Origin of the sequence: Streptomyces megasporus, assembly GCF_000718985.1 — a bacterium.
GTDB classification, from domain to species: domain Bacteria; phylum Actinomycetota; class Actinomycetes; order Streptomycetales; family Streptomycetaceae; genus Streptomyces; species Streptomyces megasporus.
Map to the genome: position 1 here is coordinate 203,502 of NZ_JODL01000024.1, position 7,297 is coordinate 210,798.

The window sequence follows — 7,297 nt, forward strand, 5'->3', positions numbered from 1 at the left end:
CCCGGCGGCCGATAACACTGTCGTCGGACCGAGGACCGGCCGGGCGCGCGGTCCTCGCCGGCACCGGCCGATCGTCTCCGCACGACGACAGGGGAAGCCCATGTCACAGCGCAGTGACCTCCGGCTCCGCAGGGCCGCGCTGGAGGACGAGTGGTCCCGCTGGGTGCCCCGGCTGAAAGCCGCCGGCCTGGTGCCCGGCGGCGGCAAGGTGCCGCGCCGAGAGGTGACCGAGTCCTGGATGCGCTCGCTGCCCAGCGTGGACCCCCACCGGGACAGCGCCCCGGCGTCCGACGGGGACGCCGTACGGCACCGCTGGGCGGATTCGCCGCTGCGCCGACCGGTCGCCGACCTCGCCGACGAACTGCGCGGCATCGCCGACGACGCCGGGTTCATCACCGCCGTCACCGACGAGTCCGGGACCATCCTGTGGACGTGCGGCGGCCCGACCATGCTCCGCCGTGCCGAGCGGGTCAACTTCGCGCCCGGCGGCCGGTGGGACGAGCAGGCCATGGGCACCAACGCCCTGTCCCTCGCCCTGCGCACCGGCCGCCCCAGCACCGTGTTCTCCGCCGAACACCTGGTCACGGCGTTGCACGGCTGGGTCTGCTACTGCGCGCCGATCCACGGCCCGGACGGACGCGTCCTGGGCGTACTGGACCTCTCCACCACCTGGGACCGCTCGCACCCGCTGGCCATGTCCACCGTGCGCACCCTGGCGTCCGCCATCGAGACCCGGCTCCGCGTCGAGCCGCCCGTCCGTCCGCACGGCGGTCCGCCCGGTGTGCGGTTGAACTGCCTGGGCGCCGAGGAGGCCGTGCGGGGCGGCCGGCCCCTGCGGCTGCGCCCGCGGCAGGTGGAGATCCTGACGCTGCTCGCGCTGGAGCCGGACGGCTTCCCGCCGGCCGGGCTCCGCGAGGCCCTGTACGGCGACCGTGCCGTCACCGCCTCCACCGTCAAGGCGGAGATCTCCCACCTGCGCCGGGCTCTCGGTGGCGGCGTCGCCACCCGCCGGTACGCGCTGACCGTGCCCGTCTCCTGCGACGCCGTCGACGTGCTGCGGGCGCTGGAGAGCGGTGACACGGCGACCGCCCTGCGCCACTACCGCGGCCCGCTGCTCCCCCGCTCCGAGGCACCGGGGATCGAGGAGTGGCGGACGCGTCTGGAGGTCGCCGTGCGGGAGGCCGTCCTGGCGAGCTCCGACGCCGAGCACGCCCTGCGCCACGGCGAGCGGGCACCGTACGACGCGGAGGTGCACGAGCACGCGCTGCGCCTGCTGGATCCCGACGACGCCCGCCGCGCGATCGCGGCGGGCCGACTGACCGCCGCCCTGCGCGACTGACGTCCCCGTCGGCCGGAATCCGGAATCGGGAGGGCGGAGGCCGAACCGCTCGCTCCGGACGCCGGCTCGGGCGCCAACCTCGCACCAACCTCGTGGGTCCACAGTGATGCGCGTCACGGCGGATCCGGCCGCCGCGACGGTCCACTCACCGATGCCATCCACCGAGGAGAGCCGCCATGGTGTACGCGCAGCCCGGAACAGACGGCAGCGTCGTCGGCTTCGCCCGGCGATACGACAACTTCATCGGGGGCGACTGGGTCGCTCCCGTGGAGGGCCGGTACTTCGAGAACGTCTCGCCGGTGACCGGGAAGGTCTTCTGCGAGGCCGCCCGCTCGTCCGCCGCGGACGTCGAACTCGCCCTGGACGCCGCCCACGCCGCCGCGGAGCGGTGGGGTCGCACCTCCACCACGGAACGGGCCAAGGTCCTGAACAGGATCGCCGACCGCATCGAGGAGAACCTCGAAAAAATCGCCGTGGCCGAGACCTGGGAGAACGGCAAGCCGGTGCGCGAGACGCTGGCCGCCGACATCCCGCTGGCCGTGGACCACTTCCGCTACTTCGCGGGGGCCGTCCGCGCCCAGGAGGGGAGCATCTCCGAGGTCGACGCCGACACCGTCGCGTACCACTTCCACGAGCCGCTCGGCGTGGTCGGCCAGATCATCCCGTGGAACTTCCCGATCCTGATGGCCGCGTGGAAGCTGGCGCCCGCGCTGGCCGCCGGCAACTGCGTGGTCATCAAGCCGGCCGAGCAGACCCCGGTCAGCCTGCTGCTGGTGATCGAGCTGATCGCCGACCTGCTCCCGCCGGGCGTGGTCAACGTCGTCAACGGCTTCGGCGTCGAGGCGGGCAAGCCGCTGGCGTCCAGCCCGCGTGTGGCCAAGGTGGCGTTCACCGGCGAGACCACCACCGGACGGCTGATCATGCAGTACGCGAGTGAGAACATCATCCCCGTCACACTGGAGCTCGGCGGCAAGAGCCCGAACGTCTTCCTGCCGGACGTGATGGCGGCCGACGACGACTTCCTGGACAAGGCCGTCGAGGGCTTCGTGATGTTCGCGCTCAACCAGGGCGAGGTGTGCACCTGCCCGTCCCGCGCGCTGATCCACTCGTCGATCCACGACGAGTTCATGGCCCGCTGCGTCGAGCGCACCGAGGCCATCGTCAAGGGCGACCCGCTGGACCCGGCCACCATGATCGGCGCCCAGGCGAGCAACGACCAGTACGAGAAGATCCTCTCCTACATCGACATCGGCCGGAAGGAGGGCGCCGAGGTCCTCACCGGTGGCGGCCCCCGCACCGTGGAGGGGCTGGAGGGCGGCTACTACGTCGAGCCGACGATCTTCCGCGGCACCAACGACATGCGGATCTTCCAGGAGGAGATCTTCGGTCCCGTCGTCTCCGTCACCACGTACGACTCGCTCGACGAGGCCGTGGAGATCGCCAACGACACCCTCTACGGGCTCGGGGCCGGCGTGTGGTCCCGGGACGGCAACACCGCCTACCGCCTCGGCAGGGCGATCAAGGCGGGACGGGTGTGGACCAACTGCTACCACGCCTACCCGGCCCACGCGGCCTTCGGCGGCTACAAGAAGTCCGGGATCGGCCGCGAGAACCACAAGATGATGCTGGACCACTACCAGCAGACCAAGAACCTGCTGGTCAGCTACGCGCCGAAGAAGCTCGGGTTCTTCTGATGACGGAGCGCATCAGGCGCGTGGAGCTCACGCCGGCCGCCGAGGACCTGGTGCGGCGGCTGACCGCCCGGCACGGACCGCTGATGTTCCACCAGTCCGGGGGGTGCTGCGACGGCAGCTCTCCCATGTGCTACCCGCGCGGCGAGTTCCGGGTCGGGGCCTCGGACGTCCTGCTCGGCCACGTGGCCGGCGACACCCCGTTCTGGATGGGCGCCGACCAGTACGCGTACTGGCGGCACACCCACCTCACCGTCGACGCGGTGCCCGGCCGGGGCTCCGGCTTCTCCCTGGAGGCCCCGGAGGGCGTGCGGTTCCTGCTCCGCTCGCGGCTGCTCACCGAGGAGGAGTCGGCGCGCGTCGCCGCGGAGCCGCCGCTGCCGACGGGGGACGGGACGGCCGGCTGACGCCGCGGGGCCGGACGCCGGCGGGCGTCCGGCCCCGCGTTCGCGTCACGCGCCGTGGAGGTTCCCCGCGCTCACCTCGTGCACGTGCTCGTGCGTGTGGCCGTGGCCGTGGCCGTGCGTGTGGTCGTGGGCGTGGGACGTGCCCGGGACGTGCGGCTCGGTGACCGGCAGGGAGGAGTCGGCCGACAGGTCCCAGTCGGAGGGGGCGCGGTCGCGGGCGACCATCTCGGCCCCCAGGGCCGCGACCATCGCGCCGTTGTCCGTGCACAGCTTGGGGCGCGGCACCCGCAGGGTGATCCCGGCGGCCTCGCAGCGCTCCTCGGCCAGGGCGCGCAGCCGCGAGTTGGCCGCGACGCCGCCGCCGATCATCAGGTGCTCCACGCCCTCGTCCTTGCAGGCGCGGATCGCCTTGCGGGTCAGCACGTCGACGACCGCCTCCTGGAAGGACGCCGAGACGTCCGCGACCGGCACCTCCTCGCCCGCGTTCCGCTTCGCCTCGATCCAGCGGGCGACGGCCGTCTTCAGACCGGAGAAGGAGAAGTCGTAGGGCGCGTCGCGCGGGCCGGTGAGGCCGCGGGGGAAGGCGATGGCGTCCGGGTTCCCCTCGCGGGCCCAGCGGTCGATGACCGGGCCGCCGGGGAAGCCGAGGTTCAGCACGCGGGCGACCTTGTCGAACGCCTCGCCCGCCGCGTCGTCGATGGTGGCGCCCAGCGGCCTCACGTCGGAGGTGATGTCGGTCGACAGCAACAGGGAGGAGTGCCCGCCGGAGACCAGCAGGGCCATCGTCGGCTCGGGCAGCGCGCCGTGTTCGAGCTGGTCGACGCAGATGTGGGAGGCGAGGTGGTTGACGCCGTACAGCGGCTTGCCCAGCGCGTAGGCGTACGCCTTGGCCGCCGAGACGCCCACCAGCAGCGCGCCCGCCAGGCCGGGCCCGGCGGTGACGGCGATGCCGTCCAGGTCGCTCGCGGAGACGCCGGCCTCCTTCAGGGCGCGCTGGATGGTGGGGATCATCGCCTCCAGGTGGGCGCGGCTGGCGACCTCGGGCACCACGCCGCCGTACCGGGCGTGCTCGTCGACGCTGGAGGCCACCGCGTCGGCGAGCAGGGTGTGTCCGCGCACGATGCCCACGCCGGTCTCGTCGCAGGAGGTCTCGATGCCGAGGACCAGGGGTTCGTCAGCCATGGGTCGTCGTTCCTTGGTGGCGTTCCGTTATGTCGGGTGTGCCGGGTGTGTCGGGTGCGTCGGATGTGTCGAAGGAGCCCGATGGGTCCGCTGGGTCGGGTTCGGTGTCCGCGGGGCGGCGCATCACGAGGGCATCCACGTTGCCCGGCTGGTAGTAGCCGCGGCGCACGCCGATCGCCTCGAACCCGAAGCGCTCGTACAGGCGCTGGGCGCGGACGTTGTCCACGCGGACCTCCAGCAGGACCTCCCGGCACTCGAAGTCGGTGGCGGCCCGCAGGAGGGCGGTGAGCAGACGGCTGCCCAGGCCGGTGCCCCACTGGTCGCGGGCGGTGGCGATGGTCTGGATGTCGCCGGTGCCGTCCACGGCGGCGAGGCCGCCGTAACCGACGACGCGCCCGCCGCTTTCGTCGACGGTCTCGGCCACCACGTAGCGGCGGGTGGCGGCGGGGCCGCGGGCATGGGCGAGTTCGGACCAGAACATGGCGGGCGACCAGGCGTCGTGCGGGAAGAGTTCCCTCTCCAGCTCCAGCACCGGTTCGATGTCCCACCAGCGCATCTCGCGCAGGACGGGTTGCCGTTCGGGCCGCTGGTCGGGCTGCTGGTCGGGCCGCCGGTCGGTGCCGGTCACCGGGGCGTGACCACCTTGTAGTTGGCGGGCACCCTGGCGTCCGGCCGCCGCAGGTACAGGGGCAGTGGCGGCAGGAAGCCGGTGTCCGGTCCGGTGCCGTCGCCGGCGCCCAGCCGTTCGGCCGCCAGCGCCGCCAGGGCGGCGGCCGAGACGTGTTCGGGCATGTCGTGGCGCACGCCGGTGAAGGTGTCCGCGTACAGCCGCGCCCCCGCGCCCACGGCGGGAACGTCCGCGACCCGGTCGGCGATGTCGGCCGGACGGTCCACGGCCGGGTCGGTGAGGCGGGTGCGGGCGTCGGCGTAGCGCGCCCAGTACACCTCCTTGCGGCGGGCGTCGGTGGCGACCGTGAAGGGGCCCTCCAGTCCGGCGGTTCCGGCGGCGTACGCGATGCCGTCCAGGGTGCACAGGCCGTGGACGGGGATGTCCCGGGCGGCCCCGATGGTCGTCGCCGTCATCAGGCCGACCCGCAGTCCGGTGTACGGCCCCGGTCCGACGCCGACGACGATGCCGGTCACGTCGCCGAGCGACGCGCCCGCCTCGGCCAGGACGCGGTCGACGGCCGGGAGCAGCAGTTCGCCGTGGCGGCGGGCGTCCACCTCGTCCGCGGCGGCGAGGGCCCGCGTCCCGTCGTGGAGGGCGACGGTGACGGCGGGGGTGGCGGTGTCAAGAGCGAGCAGGAGCACGCTTTTAGCCTACGGCGCGCTGCCGGCCGTCTGTCCCGCGGCGGCTGCTACGGTCAGGCGTACGATCAGACCGGTTCATGGGGCCGGAGCGCGGGAGGCGGGCGAGAGGGTGGCACGGAGCAGCGCGGGGGTGGTCGTGGCCGGGCTGACCGCAGCGGCACTGGCCGTCGTCGGTTTCCTGGCCTACCAGGCGGACGCCGCACAGGATCGGCGCGGGCCGGACACCGACCGCAAACCCGCGGCCTCGGCTTCTCCTTCCCCCGGCGCGGGGAAGAAGGAGCGCGGGAAGTCCGAGGAGCGCGAGCGGACCGCGCTGCCGGCCGAGTCGGGCGCCGGCGAGCGCGTCGTCTACTCCCTGGGCACCGACCGGGTGTGGCTGGTGGGCGCGAACGAGCAGGTCACCCACACCTACCGGGTCGTCCCCGGCGCGGTGGACCCGCTGCCGGGCGAGTACACCGTGACCTCCCGCACCGAGCGCGTCACCGGCACCGACGGGGTGCCGATCGCCCACGTGGTGCTGTTCACGCAGGTCGACGGGGTCGTGGTCGGTTTCAGCGCCGCGGTGGACGGCTCGCTGCCCGAGGGGCCCCCGAAGGAGGGCACGGGCGGCATCCGGGAGAAGCCGGAGGACGGCGAGGCGATGTGGCGGTTCGCCACGCTCGGCACGAAGGTCGTCGTCGTCCCCTGACCCCGTCCTCCCGGACTCTCCCGACTCCCCGCCGCCGGCTCGTTCCCCGCGCCGTTCCCCGCGCCGTTCCCCCGCGTCGTTCCGTCTTCCGTGGGGCGCGCGGGCCGAGGATGGGACGCCGAGGACGTCGGGAACACCGAGGACGCCCCACGGGGGCGGGTGAAGGAGGCGCACCGATGCGCATCGACCTGTCGGGCAGGACGGCTCTGGTCACCGGGTCCACCGGGGGGATCGGGGCGGCGATCGCCGGCGGTCTGGCCCGGGCCGGGGCCCGGGTGGCGGTCAACGGCCGCCGGGAGGAGAGCGTCGCGGCGGCGGCCGAACGGCTCCGGGCGGAGGTCCCGGGCGCGGAGGTGGTGGAGGTCGCCGCCGACGTCACCACGGAGGACGGCGCGGCGCGGGTGGTCGAGAAGCTGCCCGAGGTCGACGTTCTGATCAACAACCTCGGGATCTTCGGCCCCCGGCCCGCCCCGGAGATCACCGACGACGAGTGGCGGCGCTACCGGGTCTATTCGCAGTGCACCGGGCTTCAGCCCGGTGGTGAAGCGAATCTGAGAACTGCTCTGACCTCAGCTGTGTGCACGGATCCGCACTGTTCACCTGAGCCAGGGTCAGAGCGGCCGGTTCTGCTGCTCGATGTACTGCTTCACGATGCTGAGCGGCGCGCCGCCGACGGACC

Annotated in this window: 8 protein-coding genes; 5 read left to right on the forward strand and 3 right to left on the reverse strand. The window is 73.5% G+C overall.

The annotated features are described in order from the left end of the window. The first annotated feature begins 100 nt into the window (after positions 1–100). From IF47_RS0120215 to IF47_RS0120225, 3 genes are all read left to right on the forward strand, one after another. Positions 101–1,339 carry a GAF domain-containing protein gene (locus IF47_RS0120215; RefSeq protein ID WP_031510291.1) on the forward strand — a complete coding sequence of 413 codons (1,239 nt, stop codon included), beginning with the start codon at positions 101–103 and terminating at the stop codon, positions 1,337–1,339. A 176-nt stretch (positions 1,340–1,515) separates the two neighbouring features. Then, entirely contained in the window at positions 1,516–3,033 is a 1,518-nt protein-coding gene (gene adh / locus IF47_RS0120220) for an aldehyde dehydrogenase (RefSeq protein ID WP_031510292.1), read from the forward strand. Then, a complete protein-coding gene (locus IF47_RS0120225) occupies positions 3,033–3,437 on the forward strand; it encodes a DUF779 domain-containing protein (RefSeq protein ID WP_031510293.1) in 405 nt (134 codons plus the stop codon). The genes adh and IF47_RS0120225 overlap by 1 nt, the downstream gene beginning before the upstream one ends. A gap of 45 nt (positions 3,438–3,482) precedes the next feature. Here the strand turns inward: IF47_RS0120225 and tsaD are convergent, their stop codons facing one another. The 3 genes from tsaD to tsaB all read right to left on the reverse strand — a co-directional run bounded on the left by tsaD (position 3,483) and on the right by tsaB (position 5,930). Then, entirely contained in the window at positions 3,483–4,619 is a 1,137-nt protein-coding gene (gene tsaD, locus IF47_RS0120230; RefSeq protein ID WP_031510294.1) for a tRNA (adenosine(37)-N6)-threonylcarbamoyltransferase complex transferase subunit TsaD, read from the reverse strand. After that, positions 4,612–5,175, reverse strand: coding sequence for a ribosomal protein S18-alanine N-acetyltransferase (rimI, locus tag IF47_RS0120235; protein ID WP_078591995.1), 564 nt, complete (start codon positions 5,173–5,175; stop codon positions 4,612–4,614). Before rimI ends, tsaD begins: the two co-directional genes overlap by 8 nt. Positions 5,176–5,243: 68 nt before the next feature. Further along, the gene (gene tsaB / locus IF47_RS0120240) at positions 5,244–5,930 is read right to left on the reverse strand and encodes a tRNA (adenosine(37)-N6)-threonylcarbamoyltransferase complex dimerization subunit type 1 TsaB (RefSeq protein WP_031510296.1); all 687 of its coding nucleotides are present in this window, start codon (positions 5,928–5,930) and stop codon (positions 5,244–5,246) included. Positions 5,931–6,039: 109 nt separating this feature from the next. Between tsaB and IF47_RS0120245 the strand changes: the two genes are divergently transcribed. After that, positions 6,040–6,618, forward strand: coding sequence for a L,D-transpeptidase (locus IF47_RS0120245; protein WP_031510297.1), 579 nt, complete (start codon positions 6,040–6,042; stop codon positions 6,616–6,618). A gap of 176 nt (positions 6,619–6,794) precedes the next feature. Beyond that, the coding region (locus IF47_RS0120250) for an SDR family NAD(P)-dependent oxidoreductase (protein ID WP_157840009.1) at positions 6,795–7,297 on the forward strand (503 nt) is incomplete at its 3' end.